This window comes from Serratia sarumanii (assembly GCF_029962605.1).
GTDB lineage: Bacteria > Pseudomonadota > Gammaproteobacteria > Enterobacterales > Enterobacteriaceae > Serratia > Serratia sarumanii.
The window spans coordinates 396515-410897 of sequence record NZ_CP124750.1; the positions used below are offsets into that span (position 1 = coordinate 396515).

Annotated in this window: 16 protein-coding genes; 9 read left to right on the forward strand and 7 right to left on the reverse strand. The window is 57.0% G+C overall.

The window, feature by feature from the left end; translation table 11 throughout:
- Nucleotides 1-345: 345 nt before the first annotated feature.
- Nucleotides 346-816 carry a transcriptional regulator ArgR gene (gene argR / locus SSARUM_RS01815; RefSeq protein ID WP_004933572.1) on the reverse strand — a complete coding sequence of 157 codons (471 nt, stop codon included), beginning with the start codon at nucleotides 814-816 and terminating at the stop codon, nucleotides 346-348.
- 464 nt (nucleotides 817-1280) lie between these two features.
- Between argR and mdh the strand changes: the two genes are divergently transcribed.
- The gene (gene mdh / locus SSARUM_RS01820) at nucleotides 1281-2219 is read left to right on the forward strand and encodes a malate dehydrogenase (protein ID WP_033636811.1); all 939 of its coding nucleotides are present in this window, start codon (nucleotides 1281-1283) and stop codon (nucleotides 2217-2219) included.
- Between the two features lie 66 nt (nucleotides 2220-2285).
- Here the strand turns inward: mdh and SSARUM_RS01825 are convergent, their stop codons facing one another.
- Nucleotides 2286-2546, reverse strand: a complete 261-nt coding sequence (locus tag SSARUM_RS01825; protein WP_033636812.1) for a helix-turn-helix domain-containing protein — start codon at nucleotides 2544-2546, stop codon at nucleotides 2286-2288.
- A 181-nt stretch (nucleotides 2547-2727) separates the two neighbouring features.
- On the opposite strand from SSARUM_RS01825, the gene SSARUM_RS01830 reads away from it, so the two are divergent.
- Nucleotides 2728-3084: a DNA-binding protein gene (locus SSARUM_RS01830; RefSeq protein WP_033655297.1), complete on the forward strand. Its 357-nt coding sequence runs from the start codon at nucleotides 2728-2730 to the stop codon at nucleotides 3082-3084.
- A gap of 48 nt (nucleotides 3085-3132) precedes the next feature.
- Here SSARUM_RS01830 and ispB read toward each other — a convergent pair whose 3' ends face one another.
- Nucleotides 3133-4104: an octaprenyl diphosphate synthase gene (gene ispB / locus SSARUM_RS01835; RefSeq protein ID WP_033636815.1), complete on the reverse strand. Its 972-nt coding sequence runs from the start codon at nucleotides 4102-4104 to the stop codon at nucleotides 3133-3135.
- A 270-nt stretch (nucleotides 4105-4374) separates the two neighbouring features.
- Between ispB and rplU the strand changes: the two genes are divergently transcribed.
- The 4 genes from rplU (at nucleotide 4375) to cgtA (ending at nucleotide 7227) form a co-directional block, all read left to right on the forward strand.
- On the forward strand, nucleotides 4375-4686 hold the full coding sequence (gene rplU, locus SSARUM_RS01840) for a 50S ribosomal protein L21 (protein ID WP_004933561.1): 312 nt from the start codon (nucleotides 4375-4377) through the stop codon (nucleotides 4684-4686).
- A gap of 17 nt (nucleotides 4687-4703) precedes the next feature.
- Nucleotides 4704-4961 (forward strand): 50S ribosomal protein L27, encoded by a 258-nt coding sequence (rpmA, locus tag SSARUM_RS01845; RefSeq protein ID WP_004933559.1) that lies wholly within the window; start codon nucleotides 4704-4706, stop codon nucleotides 4959-4961.
- A gap of 105 nt (nucleotides 4962-5066) precedes the next feature.
- On the forward strand, nucleotides 5067-6038 hold the full coding sequence (locus SSARUM_RS01850; protein WP_033636816.1) for a DMT family transporter: 972 nt from the start codon (nucleotides 5067-5069) through the stop codon (nucleotides 6036-6038).
- Nucleotides 6039-6054: 16 nt separating this feature from the next.
- A complete protein-coding gene (cgtA, locus tag SSARUM_RS01855) occupies nucleotides 6055-7227 on the forward strand; it encodes an Obg family GTPase CgtA (protein WP_004933553.1) in 1173 nt (390 codons plus the stop codon).
- A 36-nt stretch (nucleotides 7228-7263) separates the two neighbouring features.
- Here the strand turns inward: cgtA and pmrB are convergent, their stop codons facing one another.
- From pmrB to dacB, 3 genes are read right to left on the reverse strand one after another with little or no spacing between them, the layout of a single operon-like run.
- On the reverse strand, nucleotides 7264-8325 hold the full coding sequence (gene pmrB, locus SSARUM_RS01860) for a two-component system sensor histidine kinase PmrB (RefSeq protein WP_049212705.1): 1062 nt from the start codon (nucleotides 8323-8325) through the stop codon (nucleotides 7264-7266).
- Nucleotides 8322-8984, reverse strand: a complete 663-nt coding sequence (gene pmrA / locus SSARUM_RS01865; protein ID WP_033648677.1) for a two-component system response regulator PmrA — start codon at nucleotides 8982-8984, stop codon at nucleotides 8322-8324. Before pmrA ends, pmrB begins: the two co-directional genes overlap by 4 nt.
- Before the next feature lie 8 nt (nucleotides 8985-8992).
- The gene (gene dacB / locus SSARUM_RS01870) at nucleotides 8993-10426 is read right to left on the reverse strand and encodes a serine-type D-Ala-D-Ala carboxypeptidase (protein WP_049195389.1); all 1434 of its coding nucleotides are present in this window, start codon (nucleotides 10424-10426) and stop codon (nucleotides 8993-8995) included.
- Between the two features lie 256 nt (nucleotides 10427-10682).
- Here dacB and greA point away from each other — a divergent pair, with 256 nt between their 5' ends.
- Nucleotides 10683-11159: a transcription elongation factor GreA gene (gene greA, locus SSARUM_RS01875; RefSeq protein ID WP_004933539.1), complete on the forward strand. Its 477-nt coding sequence runs from the start codon at nucleotides 10683-10685 to the stop codon at nucleotides 11157-11159.
- 112 nt (nucleotides 11160-11271) lie between these two features.
- Here greA and yhbY read toward each other — a convergent pair whose 3' ends face one another.
- Nucleotides 11272-11565 (reverse strand): ribosome assembly RNA-binding protein YhbY, encoded by a 294-nt coding sequence (yhbY, locus tag SSARUM_RS01880; protein ID WP_004933536.1) that lies wholly within the window; start codon nucleotides 11563-11565, stop codon nucleotides 11272-11274.
- 143 nt (nucleotides 11566-11708) lie between these two features.
- Between yhbY and rlmE the strand changes: the two genes are divergently transcribed.
- Together rlmE and ftsH are read left to right on the forward strand one after the other, a co-directional pair.
- On the forward strand, nucleotides 11709-12338 hold the full coding sequence (rlmE, locus tag SSARUM_RS01885) for a 23S rRNA (uridine(2552)-2'-O)-methyltransferase RlmE (protein ID WP_004933533.1): 630 nt from the start codon (nucleotides 11709-11711) through the stop codon (nucleotides 12336-12338).
- A 56-nt stretch (nucleotides 12339-12394) separates the two neighbouring features.
- Entirely contained in the window at nucleotides 12395-14326 is a 1932-nt protein-coding gene (ftsH, locus tag SSARUM_RS01890) for an ATP-dependent zinc metalloprotease FtsH (RefSeq protein ID WP_004933529.1), read from the forward strand.
- Nucleotides 14327-14383 lie beyond the last annotated feature (57 nt).

The following is a 14383-nucleotide window of genomic DNA, read 5'->3' on the forward strand; positions in this document are numbered from 1 at the left end:
AATGAGTATACAGCTAGTAACGCGAAAAATTAATAGTTAGCTAACAGTTGCTAGTGAAACTTTAACCTTATGATCCTTATTTTTTATAACTGTAAGGAATAAAAAACGCTCACAAAACGATCTTTTGATGTTAAATTTATGTAATTTCAATAAGGTAAGTGCTTTTGACCAAAAGTGCGGAAGATCACAGTGGGTACTGCTGGTTACATGTAGATGTCATGGAAATGTGTTGCTGAGGGATAAAAAAGCAGTGTTAAACGCGGTTGAAGGCGGGAAAGGTAACGTAAGAGTTAAAGAAGCGCTAACAAAGTGCGGGATAAAGCCGCACTTTGTTAGCGCCAGGTTTCACAGCTCTTGCTCGAACACGCCCAGAATAGCCTCATGCAGTTTCTGAGCGGTAAAGCCGTTGGACGGGGTGACGAAAATCGTGTCGTCGCCGGCAATCGTGCCGAGGATGCCCTGGGATTTCCCCAATGAGTCGAGCAGGCGGGCGATCAGCTGCGCGGCGCCCGGGCTGGTGTGGATCACCACGACGGCGTCGTTATGGTCGACGTCCAGCACCAGATTCTTCAATGGGCTGGTGGTGGTCGGCACGCCGAGTTCGGCAGGAAGGCAATACACCATTTCCATTTTGGCATTGCGCGTACGTACCGCGCCGAACTTGGTCAGCATGCGCGATACTTTGGATTGGTTAATGTTTTCGAAGCCTTCTTCTTGCAGCGCCAAAACGATCTCGCCTTGAGAACTGAATTTTTCTTCTTTCAATAACGCTTTGAACGTCTTGATCAGATCTTCCTGTTTTGCGGGATTACGCATTTTGCACCGTGGAATGTTGATAGTGGAAGTCATGATTATGCATATAGATGAATTTTTATGCAACAAAGGCCGACCCAAAGAAAATAAGCATGACCGGGCGGCGAGGAAAGGGCGGCATTTTAACAAAATCCGGCCGCGATGAATATGCCCTTTTGGCGACGGAAAATCGGCCCGCAGTGGTAAATAAAATGTTATTAAAATGATGTTGTTCTGATGTTGCGTAAGGGTGTAATGTAACGGCCGGTTAACTTGCTCGTGAATAACCTCGCACTATTTTTGATTAGTGTGCGCTATGCCCTTCATGCGTAAGCGATTTAATCTAAAATGGGCGCGACAGCGGCCGTTTTATTACACCTGCAGGCAAGAATTGGCTAATTTATTGTTTTGAAAGGTGTAATGACTTAAGGTCCGTAACCAACACATTCACGGCGCTTTATATATTTAAGATAATAAAGGAGTATAGGATGAAAGTTGCAGTTCTCGGTGCTGCTGGCGGTATCGGCCAGGCCCTCGCCCTTCTACTCAAAACCCAGCTTCCTTCAGGTTCTGAACTCTCTCTCTACGACATTGCCCCCGTTACCCCAGGCGTTGCCGTCGACTTAAGCCACATCCCAACCGCAGTTAAAATCAAAGGCTTCAGCGGCGAAGACGCGACCCCGGCTCTGCAAGGTGCGGACGTGGTGCTGATTTCCGCCGGCGTGGCCCGTAAGCCAGGCATGGATCGCTCTGACCTGTTCAACGTTAACGCCGGCATCGTGCGTAACCTGATTGAACAAGTGGCGAAAACCTGCCCGAAAGCCTGCATCGGCATCATCACCAACCCGGTTAACACCACGGTCGCCATCGCGGCGGAAGTGCTGAAAAAAGCCGGCGTTTACGACAAGAACAAACTGTTCGGCGTGACTTCGCTGGATATCATCCGTTCCAACACCTTCGTGGCCGAGCTGAAAGGCAAGCAGCCGGAAGAGCTGAACGTGCCGGTCATCGGCGGCCACTCTGGCGTGACCATCCTGCCTCTGCTGTCGCAGATCCCAGGCGTGAGCTTCACCGATCAGGAAGTGGCGGATCTGACCAAGCGCATTCAGAACGCCGGCACCGAAGTGGTGGAAGCCAAAGCCGGCGGCGGGTCTGCAACGCTGTCCATGGGCCAGGCGGCCGCCCGTTTCGGTCTGTCTCTGGTGCGTGCGCTGCAGGGCGAGAAAGGCGTTGTGGAATGCGCTTACGTTGAAGGCGACGGCAAATACGCTCGCTTCTTCGCACAGCCGCTGGTGCTGGGCAAGAACGGCGTTGAAGAGCGCAAGGATATCGGCACCCTGAGCGCCTTCGAGCAGAAAGCGCTGAACGAGATGCTGGACGTGCTGCACAAAGATATCGAACTGGGCGAGAAGTTCATCAATAACTGATCGACGCCGATAGTCAGCCGATAAACGCCGCCGGACGCTGTTCCGGCGGTTTTTTTTGCTCCGCGTTCACGATTTGATGCGCGCCTTGCGATCCAGCAGGCAATCGCTGTGCGGATCGTAATAGCGGCTTGGCCAGATCTCCGAGGGGTGGACGCCTATCGCTTCGGCGATCAGCCATTCCCCCTTCGGCCACGGGCGCGACAGCGCGTTGGCCAGCGTCGATGAGCTTAATCCGGCCTTGCGCGACACTGCCGCCAGCGTGGTGCCCTGCTTGCGTAGCGCCGCGATGATATCTGCCGGATGCCAATCTGGGTTCCTTGAATTCATGTTTACATTCCTTTTCTGATTAGCCAAAGTTGCGTTAGTGGTATAACTAACGGGTCAAGGTTAAGCGCATGAACAACGTGAAACGCTTATTCGGAAACCAGAATACCATTAAATTTCCTAAAAAATACCCAAGTAATTTCCAAAAAATGACGTTGCCCACTATTGCCCAGAGATGATGGCTATGAAAAAAGAGTGGTTTGCCGCCAAGGAACTGACAGGCATCGCAGGATTACCTTCCTCACCACAGGGAATCAATCTGATGGCCCGGCGCGAAGGCTGGATCAGCCGCAGGCGTAAAGGCGTGCAGGGAAAAGCGTTGGAGTACCATATCGACAGCCTGCCTTCAGACGTACGTAACCTGCTGGTGCTGAAGGAAGACGGGGCGGCATATGACGTAGAGCGTCAGGATCCGTTGGCGGTCTGGATCGAGTATTACTACCATTTGACGGAAAGCGAGCGCGAGAAAATGGTGGCTTTCCTGATGCGGGAAGGGATCGGCGGCCTGCTGGCGCGTATCGACGAAGAGAGCAATACCTAGGCAGGCCCGCGTATGCGGGCCTGATGGTTTTTAAGAAATATTAATTTCTTAAAAGTCGCGTTGCACCGCCAGATGGGCCAGGCCCTCCAGCGCCGTGCGGTGCTCCGATGCCGGCAATGCCTGCAGCGCGGCGATCGCCTTGTCGGCCTCTTCCTCGGCGCGTTTGCGGGTGTATTCCAGCGAACCGCATTGCTGCATCGCCTGCAGCACCGGCTCCAACAGGTGACGGCCGTTGCCTTGCTCAATCGCGCCGCGGATCATGTCACGCTGGGCGTCGTCGCCGTTGTGCATCGCGTGCAGCAGCGGCAGGGTCGGTTTCCCTTCGTTCAGATCGTCGCCGGTGTTTTTGCCCAAGGTGCTGCCGTCGGCGCTGTAGTCGAGCAGATCGTCGATCAGCTGGAAAGCGGTGCCGAGGTAGCGGCCATAGTCTTGCAGCGCCCGTTCTTGCTCAGCGCTGGCGCCGGACAGGATCGCCGACGATTGCGCCGCCGCCTCAAACAGACGGGCGGTTTTGCTGTAGATCACCCGCATATAGCTTTCTTCGCTGATGTCGGGATCGTGCACGTTCATCAACTGCAGCACTTCACCTTCGGCGATGACGTTGACCGCTTCCGACATCAGCGCCAGCACGCGCAGGGATTCCAGGCTGGTCATCATCTGGAAGGCGCGGGTGTAGATAAAGTCGCCGACCAGCACGCTGGCGGCGTTGCCGAACGCCGCGTTGGCGGTGGCTTTGCCGCGGCGCATGTCCGATTCGTCAACGACGTCGTCATGCAGCAGCGTGGCGGTATGGATGAATTCGATCAGGGCGGCCACGGTGACGTGCTTGCTGCCTTCATAGCCCAATGCCCGCGCCGCCAGGACGGCGATCATCGGCCGGATGCGCTTACCGCCACCGCTGATAATGTAATAGCCAAGCTGATTGATGAGCGTGACATCGGAATTCAGCTGTTCGAGAATTGTTGCGTTCACGGCCGCCATATCTTGCGCGGTTAACTCGGTAATTTGCTCTAGGTTCATTGTATTTTTTTCAGCTGTGTTTCTCTTCACCGCGTTGAGATCGCTGCTCACATCGGTACATGGCGGTAACTGTCCCTATGATTGTACTTGAAAAACGGTCCAGATAAACGCCACGAAAGAAACTGCGCTTTTTTTCTTCTTTTTTCTTGTTCTGGTCTTATTCTGCTCTTGTCATGCGCTGCTTTTTTGCGTAGAATTCGCGCCCTATTGTGAATATTTATAGCGCGCTCTGAACTAACACAGTCGGGCACGCGGAAAGCGGAGTTTTATATGTACGCGGTTTTCCAAAGTGGTGGTAAACAACACCGAGTAAGCGAAGGTCAGACCGTTCGCTTGGAAAAGCTGGACATCGCAACTGGTGAAGCGGTTGAGTTTGACCAGATTCTGATGATCGCTAATGGCGAAGATATCAAAATCGGCGTTCCTTTCGTCGATGGCGGCAAGATCAAAGCTGAAGTCGTTGCTCACGGTCGTGGCGAGAAAATTAAAATTGTTAAGTTTCGTCGTCGTAAACACCACCGTAAGCAGCAGGGCCACCGTCAGTGGTTCACTGACGTTAAAATCACCGGCATCAGCGCTTAAGTTAGGAGAGCGGATTAATGGCACACAAAAAGGCTGGCGGCTCGACTCGTAACGGTCGCGATTCAGAAGCTAAACGTCTGGGCGTAAAACGCTTTGGCGGCGAAGCAGTACTGGCAGGCAGCATCATCGTTCGTCAGCGCGGCACCAAATTCCACGCTGGTACCAACGTGGGTTGCGGCAAAGACCACACTCTGTTTGCTTTGAAAGACGGTAAAGTCAAATTCGAAGTTAAAGGCCCGAGCAATCGTAAATTCATCAGCATCGAAGCTGAATAATTTTTCGAGCCTTACGAAATAGATGTAAGCCCCGCAATTCGTTGCGGGGCTTTTTACATTTATGGGTTGCCTGAGGGCAGGCCCGTCAGCGTTGGCGAAGGTGATATGGATACGAAGCAGCAGGTCGGCGTTGGCATTTCTCTGGCGTTAACCACGGCGGTTTGCTGGGGCGCGTTGCCGATTGCGATGAAAGAAGTGTTGGTGGTGATGGAGCCGTTTACCGTTGTCTGGTATCGCTTTACCATGGCCGCCATCGGTTTGGGCGCGATCCTCGCGGTGCGCGGCAAGCTGCCGCCGCTGACGATGTTCCGCCAGCCGCGTTGGCTGCTGCTGTTGGCGATCGCGACGGCGGGGCTGCTGGGCAACTTTGTGTTCTTCAGTTCCTCGCTGCAATACCTGAGCCCGACGGCGTCGCAGGTGATTGGCCAGCTGTCGCCGGTCGGCATGATGTTCGCCAGCGTGCTGATTTTAAAAGAACGCATGCGCGTCACCCAGGTCATTGGCGCCCTGATGCTGATTTGCGGACTGATGCTGTTTTTCAACGTCAGTCTGATAGAGATCTTCACCCGGCTGACGGACTACACGCTGGGCGTCATGCTGGGCGTGTGCGCGGCGATGGTCTGGGTGAGCTATGGCGTGGCGCAGAAGGTGTTGCTGCGCCGGCTGGCTTCGCCGCAGATCCTGGTTATGTTGTACACTTTATGTGCGATGGCGTTGTTCCCTCTGGCCAAACCCGAGGTGATTTTCCAGCTGAGCGGCTGGCAATTGGCGTGTTTGCTGTTTTGCGGCGCCAATACGCTGATCGGCTACGGCGCGCTGGCAGAGGCGATGGCGCGTTGGCAGGCGGCGCAGGTAAGCGCGTTGGTGACGCTGACCCCGCTGTTTACCCTGCTGTTTTCAGATTTATTGGCGTTGGCCTGGCCCCAGGCATTCGCCGCGCCGACGCTGAACATTGTCGGCTATGTCGGTGCGTTTGTGGTTGTGGCGGGCGCCATGTTTTCCGCAATTGGTCACCGGTGGTGGCCGCGACGGGCAGAACCCCCCCTGGTTGCTCCTTTGAAGCAGCCCGGTGAATGATTTACGGAGACGGTAAATGAAGTTTGTAGATGAAGCAGCGATTCTGGTCGTTGCAGGCGACGGCGGCAACGGATGCGTCAGCTTCCGCCGCGAAAAATATATCCCCAACGGTGGGCCTGACGGCGGCGACGGCGGCGACGGCGGCGACGTCTACCTGCTGGCGGACGAGAACCTCAACACCCTGATCGACTACCGTTTTGAGAAGTCTTTCCGCGCCGAGCGCGGCCAGAATGGCCAGAGCCGCGACTGTACCGGTAAACGCGGTAAAGACGTCATCATCAAGGTGCCGGTCGGCACGCGCGTGAAGGATCAGGGCACCGGCGAGATCCTCGGCGACATGACCCGCCACGAGCAGAAGCTGATGGTCGCCAAAGGCGGCTGGCACGGCCTGGGCAACACCCGTTTCAAATCTTCGGTCAACCGTGCACCGCGTCAGAAGACGCTGGGTACCGCTGGCGAAGCGCGCGACCTGTTGCTGGAGCTGTTGCTGCTGGCCGATGTAGGCATGCTGGGGCTGCCGAACGCCGGTAAATCGACCTTCATTCGCGCGGTGTCCGCCGCCAAGCCGAAGGTGGCCGATTATCCGTTCACTACGCTGGTGCCGAGCCTGGGCGTGGTGCGTATGGACCACGAGCAGAGCTTTGTGGTCGCCGACATTCCGGGGCTGATCGAGGGCGCCTCCGAAGGTGCTGGCCTGGGCATTCGCTTCCTGAAACACCTGGAGCGTTGCCGCGTGCTGCTGCACCTGGTGGACATCGCGCCGATCGACGAATCCGATCCGGTGGAGAACGCCAAAGTCATCATCAACGAGTTGAACCAATACAGCGAAAATCTGGCGCAGAAGCCTCGCTGGCTGGTGTTCAACAAAATTGATGTGATTGGTGAGGAAGAAGCCGCTGAACGCGCCAAGGCGATTGTGGAAGGCATGGGCTGGGAAGGGAAGTACTACATGATCTCCGCCGCCAACCGCGAAGGCGTCAACGCGCTGTGCTGGGACGTGATGAACTTCATCAACACCCAGCCGAAAGCGATGGCGATCGAAGAAAGCGCACCGGAAAAAGTCGAATTCATGTGGGATGACTACCACCGCGAGCAAATCGCGGAAGTGGAAGCCGAAGCGGAAGATGACTGGGATGACGACTGGGACGAAGACGACGACGAAGGCGTCGAAATTATTTACCAGAAGTAATTCGGTGATAAGGGGCTCAGCAACGCTGGGCCCTTGTTATTTAAGCGCCTTTTCCGGCAGCCAGCACTGGGCGTTCAGGCCGCGCGCATCGCGGCGGTTTTCCAGCGTCAAACGCCCCTGGTGCAACTGCACGATGCGGATCACGATATTCAGGCCCAGCCCACTGCCGCCGTAGCGTTGATCCATGCGGCGAAACGCCTGCGTCAGCTCCCCGACCATCTCTTCCTTGATCCCCGGGCCATCGTCGATGACTTGCAGCAGATAGCCGTTGTCTTGCGGCGTTAACTGCACCTGTATCGCGCCGCCTTCAGGGCCGTAACGGTGGGCGTTTTCGACCAGGTTGCGCAGCAGCAGCCGCAGCAGCACCGGATCGCCGTTTACTGTGGCAGTAGCCGGCAAGTGCCAGTCCAGCGTCTGCGCGCGTTGGGCGGCCATTTCGTCGAGCTCTTCACGCAGCGGCTGGATCACATCGGCCACCCAATCGACATGCTGATAATGGCCGCGGGCGAAGTCTTGCCCGGCGCGCGACAGCATCAGCAACTGCTCGACGGTGTGCATCAGCTGATCGATGCGGGCGATCAGCGCCTGGCTTCCCTTGACGCCCTGTTTCTCCATCAGTTCCAGATGCAGGCGGATGCCGGCCAGCGGCGTGCGCAGCTCGTGGGCGGCGTCGGCGGTGAACAGGCGTTCCTGTTGAATGGTGTTGTCCAATCGTGAGAACAGCTGATTGAGTGCATTGGTGACCGCCACCATTTCCTGGCTGTCGCTGGCGATCGGCAGCGGCGTCAGGTTATCGGCAGAGCGCTTTTCCAGCCGTTTCTGCAATTGGTTGAGCGGGCGGATGATCCAGCTGATGGCCCAAAACGACGCCAGCAGCGTGACGATCATCATGATCAGCGAAGGCGCCAACAGCGACGCGATGGCCTCGGCGATCTCGCTATCGACGCGTTCGGTACGCACTTTGGCGGACAGGGTTTCGTCCACCAGGAAGCCGATCTGTTCCTGGCTTTCGTGCCACAGCCAGAAGGCGCTAATGAGTTGCGTGACCAGCAGGATCAGCGCCAGCATCAGCAGCAGGCGGCGGCGCATGCTGATCATGAGGAGGGTTCCAGGCGGTAGCCGATGCCGCGCACGGTGCGGATGCGATCCTTGCCCAGTTTGCGGCGCAGGTTGTGAATGTGTACTTCCAGCGTGTTGGAACCTAAATCGTCTTGCCAGGTATAGAGATCCTGCTGCAGGAGTTCACGGTTGACCGTCTGCCCGGCACGCATGATAAGACGCGCCAGAATGGCGAACTCTTTCGGCGTGACCTCCACCGGCTGCTGCTGCAGGTAAACCTGCTGGCTGGAGAGGTTCAGCTGCAGATCGTCCACCTGCATCAGATTGTCGCTGTGCCCCTGGTAGCGCCGCAGGAGGGCGCGTACGCGCGCCTGCAGCTCGACCAGCGCGAAGGGTTTGACCAGGTAGTCGTCGGCGCCGGCGTCCAGCCCGTCGACGCGGTCTTCCAGCGCGTCGCGGGCGGTCAGGATCAGCACCGGCAGATCGATCTGTTGGCGGCGCCACTGCCGCAGCAGCGCGGCGCCGTCGGTGTCCGGCAGGCCGAGATCCAGGATCACCATGCTGTATTGGCTGGTGATGAGCAGGCTGTTGGCCTCCGCCGCCGTGGCGGCGCAGTCGCAGACGTAACCTTCGCCGGTCAGCGCCAGCGCCAGCCCCTGTTGCAACAGTTCATCATCCTCAACGACCAGCAGCTTCATGATGATCCTCAGTTGTTTTGGTAAATATCCCGATACAGGCGGCTTTCGAAACGCACCAGCGGCGCGCGGCGCTGTTTCTGATCCTCCGGCGGCACGGCGTAGCCGGAGAGATACTGCACGAAGGCCATGCGCTGGCCGCTGGCGGTGGTGATGAAGCCCGCCAGGTTGTACACGCCCTGCAGCGCGCCGGTCTTGGCCGACACTTTGCCGTCGACGCCGGCTTCGTGCAGGCCGCCGCGATAGCGCAGGGTACCGTCATAGCCGGACAGCGGCAGCATCGAGATGAAGTTCAGCTCGTTGTCGTGCTGCGCGATGTACTGCAGCGCCTGCATCATGGTCGCCGGCGCCAGCAGGTTGTGGCGCGACAGGCCGGAGCCGTCGGCGATGATGGTGTTGCCCAGATCGATGCCGGCCTTCTGGCGCAGCACCTGGCGTACCGCATCGGCACCCGCTCGCCAGGTGCCCGGCACGCCGAAGCGTTCGTGGCCGATGGTGCGGAAGACGGTATCGGCGATCATGTTGTCCGATTTTTTCAGCATGATCTTCAACAGATCGTGCAGCGGCGCCGACTGGGTTTGCGCGATCACCGTGCCGGTGATGCCGGGACGCGTCTGGCGTTTCAAGTGCCCGTCGATCTGGATGCCGGCCTGGATCAGTTCGTCTTTCAGGATGGCGCCCGCGTAGCTGGCGCCATCCTGGATGGCGAAGGCCAACGGCAGCGGTTCGCTGCGCTGCGTCAGGCAGCCGGTCAGGGTAAAGCGGTTCAGCTCGCCCGGCACCACGTCCAGTTCGCAGTACTGCGCGTCAGCGGAGCCGCGCGCCAGGGTGCGCACCTGGCTAAACATATTGACCGGATAATAGGAGGCGACGCGGATAAACGCCATGTCGCCCGGATTCGGCGCGCTGTACAGCGAGACCGAGAAACAGTTGCGATCGACGATGGCGGCGGCCGGCGGCGCGCTGAAGCACTGCGTCAGATCGTTCCACGGCCAGCCGGGCGCCTTGTCATGGCTGGCGAAGACCGAGGTATCGACCAGCACGTCGCCGCTGATTTGGCGCACGCCCTGTTTCTTCAGGACGGCCACCATATTGCGCAGGCTCTGGCGTTTGAAGGTCGGATCGCCGCTGAAGCGGGCGATCAGGTTGCCGCGCAGCACGCCGTCGCGGATATCGCCCTGGCTCTCCAGCGTGGTGGTGAAACGGTAATCGGGCCCGAGTTGCAGCAATGCCGCCAGCGCCGTCAGCACTTTTTGGGTACTGGCCGGCAGCGCCATCTGCTGAGAGTGATAATCGATCGTCGGCGCGCTGGCACCGATTTTCTGAACGACCAGGGCAAGGTTGGCCCCATCAGGCAGATATTGTGTGTACTCTTCAACCGGGGCCGCATTCGCATTCAGAACAAATGCGCAAGCCAATGCACTGACAATTCGTGAAAAACGCATAATCTCGGGATAACAGCTGGATAACGTGCCGTCATACTACGGTGCAATCAGGGAAAAAGTAAACGATGACCCTCAAGGAACTCTAGGCTAAAATGCGTATCAAAATGCAAAACCGATCTTGGCTTGGGCTCCGTTCCGAGTCAGGTTTCTTTTGTTTGTCGCCTGGAGGCGGGTGGCGGTATGCCAACCGTGTTTTCATACGAATACGTCAGGATGACGGTTATTTGAACAGGAAAGATTTAGAGGTATTTATACGATGAACCAAATTCCGATGACCTTGTTTGGCGCTGAAAAACTGCGCGAAGAGCTCGAATACCTGAAAAGCGTGCGCCGCCCGAAAATCATTGCGGACATCGCTGAGGCGCGCGAGCACGGCGATTTGAAAGAGAATGCCGAGTACCACGCCGCCCGCGAACAGCAGGGTTTCTGCGAAGGCCGCATTCAGGAAATCGAAGCCAAGCTGTCCAATGCTCAGGTGATCGATATCACCAAGATGCCGAACACCGGCCGAGTGATCTTCGGCGCCACCGTATCGGTGATGAATCTGGACAGTGAAGAAGAAGTGACTTACCGCATCGTTGGCGACGATGAGGCCGATTTCAAGAAAAATCTGATTTCGGTAAACTCGCCGATGGCGCGCGGCCTGATCGGCAAAGAGCAAGACGATGTGGTGGTGATCAAAACCCCTGGCGGCGACGTCGAGTATGAGATCCTGAAGGTTGAGTATCTCTGATCGAGGCCGTTGGTCATTAATGCGCCAACGTTTTGTAAAGATAGGAAAAAGGCCGCAAGCGGCCTTTTATCTTGGTCAGGCGCATGGCACCTTTTCGTTAACCTGATGGTTATTAACGCGGTAGACTGATCTTGCGCTCTTTCGACGGGCGGTAAAGAATAAGCGTACTGCCGATAACTTGCACATTGCAGGCGCCCGTTTCACGCACGATAGCATCGGCGATCAGGGTTTTGGTTTCGCGATCTTCAGCGGCGATTTTTACCTTGATCAGCTCGTGATGCTCCAGAGCCTGTTCAATTTCAGCCAGCACCCCTTCGGTAAGACCGTTATTGCCCAGCATCACCACCGGTTTTAACGGATGCGCCAGGCCTTTCAGGTGCTGTTTTTGTTTATTATTCAGATTCATTGTCTTTTTTGCTTAAGTTGGGATTGAAAACGGTACATTCTACCGCCATCTCATGTATATCACCAAATCGGTCTTCACCGGTGTGAGTCTACGTGAGCAGCGACCCTGACATAAGACTCTTTTTATGATAGTTGGAAAACGAGATGGCTAATAAAAAGCGTTCGGCTAGCTCCAGTCGCTGGTTACAAGAACACTTTAGCGATAAATATGTACAGCAGGCGCAGAAAAAGGGACTGCGTTCCCGCGCCTGGTTTAAACTTGATGAAATACAGCAGAGCGACAAACTGTTCAAACCGGGCATGACCGTGGTGGATCTCGGCGCCGCGCCGGGCGGCTGGTCGCAGTATGTGGTCACCCAAATCGGCGGTACCGGGCGCATCATCGCCTGTGATATTTTGCCAATGGATCCTATCGTTGGCGTCGATTTCCTTCAGGGCGATTTTCGTGATGAACTGGTGCTGAAGGCGCTGTTGGAACGAGTAGGCGAGAGTAAGGTTCAGGTGGTCATGTCCGATATGGCCCCGAATATGAGTGGCACCCCGGCGGTCGATATTCCAAGGTCGATGTATCTGGTGGAGTTGGCGCTGGATATGTGTCGGGATGTCCTCGCACCAGGCGGAAGTTTCCTGGTGAAGGTGTTCCAGGGAGATGGCTTTGACGAGTACCTACGGGAAATTCGCTCCCTGTTTACGAAGGTTAAGATTCGTAAGCCAGACGCTTCCCGCGCCCGTTCGCGCGAAGTGTACATTGTAGCGACAGGGCGCAAACTGTAGTACCCTAACGCTGTTTGTTAACACAGTTGTAAGATGAGGTTAATCCCTTGAGTGACATGGCGAAAAACCTAATTCTCTGGTTAGTCATCGCGGTAGTGTTGATGTCTGTATTCCAGAGCTTTGGGCCCAGCGAGTCGAATGGCCGTAGGGTGGATTACTCTACCTTCATGTCCGAACTGACCCAGGACCAGGTTCGCGAAGCGCGAATCAACGGACGTGAAATTAACGTTACCAAGAAAGACAGTAACAAATACACGACCTACATCCCTGTCAACGATCCTAAGTTGCTGGATACGTTGTTAACGAAGAATGTGAAAGTTGTCGGCGAGCCGCCTGAAGAGCCGAGCCTGCTGGCTTCTATCTTTATCTCCTGGTTCCCGATGCTGTTGCTGATCGGGGTCTGGATCTTCTTTATGCGGCAAATGCAGGGCGGCGGCGGCAAGGGCGCGATGTCCTTCGGCAAGAGCAAGGCCCGCATGCTGACGGAAGACCAGATCAAGACCACTTTCGCCGATGTCGCCGGTTGTGACGAAGCGAAAGAAGAGGTGAGCGAACTGGTGGAATACCTGCGCGAGCCGAGCCGTTTCCAGAAATTGGGCGGCAAGATCCCGAAAGGCGTGCTGATGGTTGGCCCACCGGGGACCGGTAAAACGCTGTTGGCGAAAGCGATCGCCGGCGAAGCGAAGGTGCCGTTCTTCACCATTTCCGGTTCCGACTTCGTCGAAATGTTCGTCGGTGTGGGTGCATCCCGCGTGCGCGACATGTTCGAGCAAGCGAAGAAAGCCGCGCCGTGCATCATCTTCATCGATGAAATCGACGCCGTCGGTCGCCAGCGTGGCGCCGGCCTGGGTGGCGGTCACGATGAGCGCGAACAGACCCTGAACCAGATGCTGGTTGAGATGGACGGTTTCGAAGGCAACGAAGGCATCATCGTCATCGCGGCCACCAACCGTCCGGACGTGCTTGACCCTGCGCTGCTGCGCCCGGGCCGTTTCGACCGTCAGGTCGTGGTCGGGCTGCCGGATGTGCGTGGCCGTGAGCAGATCCTGAAGGTGCACATGCGCCGCGTGCCGTTGGCGGCCGACATCGACGCCTCCGTCATTGCGCGCGGTACGCCGGGCTTCTCCGGTGCCGATCTGGCTAACCTGGTCAACGAAGCGGCGCTGTTCGCCGCCCGCGGCAACAAGCGCGTGGTGTCGATGGTGGAGTTCGAGAAAGCCAAAGACAAGATCATGATGGGTGCGGAACGCCGCTCCATGGTGATGACCGAAGCGCAGAAAGAGTCGACCGCGTATCACGAAGCGGGCCACGCCATCATTGGCCGCCTGGTTCCTGAACACGATCCGGTGCACAAGGTGACGATCATTCCTCGCGGCCGTGCGCTTGGCGTGACCTTCTTCCTGCCGGAAGGGGATGCGATCAGCGCCAGCCGTCAGAAGCTGGAGAGCCAAATCTCCACCCTGTACGGCGGCCGTCTGGCGGAAGAGATCATCTACGGGCCGGAAAAAGTCTCTACCGGTGCGTCGAACGACATCAAAGTGGCGACCTCCATCGCCCGCAACATGGTGACCCAGTGGGGCTTCTCCGAGAAGCTGGGGCCGCTGCTGTATGCGGAAGAAGAGGGCGAAGTGTTCCTGGGCCGTTCCGTGGCCAAGGCGAAGCACATGTCGGATGAAACCGCGCGCATCATCGACCAGGAAGTGAAGTCGCTGATCGAGCGTAACTACACGCGTGCTCGCTCGCTGCTGATGGAAAACATGGACATCCTGCACTCGATGAAGGATGCGCTGATGAAGTACGAAACCATCGATGCGCCGCAGATCGACGATCTGATGAACCGCAAAGACGTGCGTCCGCCTGCAGGCTGGGACGATGCGAACAAAGGCAACAGCTCCGACAACGGCGGCACCCCGAAAGCCCCGACGCCGGTAGATGAGCCGCGCACCCCAACGCCGGGCAACACCATGTCCGAACAGCTCGACAAGTAACTGCGGCTGTGTAATAACATCAAACCCCGGCATGCCGGGGTTTTTTTTGCCCGGCGG